Origin of the sequence: Limnohabitans sp. Jir72 (assembly GCF_003063575.1) — a bacterium.
Taxonomy (GTDB): Bacteria; Pseudomonadota; Gammaproteobacteria; order Burkholderiales; family Burkholderiaceae_C; genus Limnohabitans_A.
Window position 1 is genome coordinate 1 of sequence record NZ_NESC01000039.1, and the last position, 788, is coordinate 788.

The following is a 788-nucleotide window of genomic DNA, read 5'->3' on the forward strand; positions in this document are numbered from 1 at the left end:
TGCGTGAGCATGCTGGCCAACATCTGGCGCACTTGCTCTTCGTCCATGGCTTGCAGATCAACGACTTCACTCATGGCCGCAATCATCGCCGAAGCAACGCCATCAGCCCATTGGCAGATGCCCCAATTGAATTGCAGTCAGCGCATCACCCACACTCACAGCACCGTGATCACGCTCGCATCGCCCATGCGCTGCCAAGGCAAGCCCAGCACCAAAGCGCTCAGCTGGGCCGCGTTCATCGGCAGGCGTGGCGACAGCCGGGCATCCCCCCAGACAAACTTGCCTGTGTTCAACCTGCGGGCAGCCAGCCACACGCCAACGCCGTCATGCACCAGCACCTTCATGCGGTTGGCGCGGGCATTGGCAAACAGATAAGCGTGATGCGGGTGTGCTGCGCCAAAGACTTGCACCACGCGGGCCAGGGCGGTGTCGGCACCGGCGCGCATGTCCAGCGGCTCGGTGGACATCCAGACGGCATCGATGCGAATCAACGCAAAAGCTCACGAAGCCACACCGCGCATTCGGCGGCACTGGATGAAGGCCAAGACAGCTTGAGAGACAGTTCACCACGTTGTAGTTCGAGGTGAACGCATCCTTCAGTGGTGGCTGGTGTGCTGGGTGGTGATGGAACAGGCAAGGGCGCTGGCATGGGTAACTCGATGAAGCCAGGTGGCGTCAAATCAACGGCCGACTGCATGCGAGGCTGGCCGCTGTCAGGCAGCTCACGCAACCAGCGGTGCAGGATGTTGTGATTGATGCCGTGGTTTCGGGCCACGGAGGCGACCGAC

2 protein-coding genes are annotated in these 788 nt (G+C 61.5%); both read right to left on the bottom strand.

Annotated elements, in window-relative coordinates:
• Window positions 1-155 precede the first annotated feature (155 nt).
• Complete coding sequence (gene tnpB / locus B9Z52_RS17505; RefSeq protein ID WP_108415120.1) at window positions 156-491, bottom strand: IS66 family insertion sequence element accessory protein TnpB; 336 nt, start codon at window positions 489-491, stop codon at window positions 156-158.
• Window positions 488-788 (bottom strand): hypothetical protein (locus tag B9Z52_RS18185; RefSeq protein ID WP_233252015.1); only part of this gene is annotated, 301 nt, incomplete at its 5' end. The genes B9Z52_RS18185 and tnpB, both read right to left, overlap by 4 nt.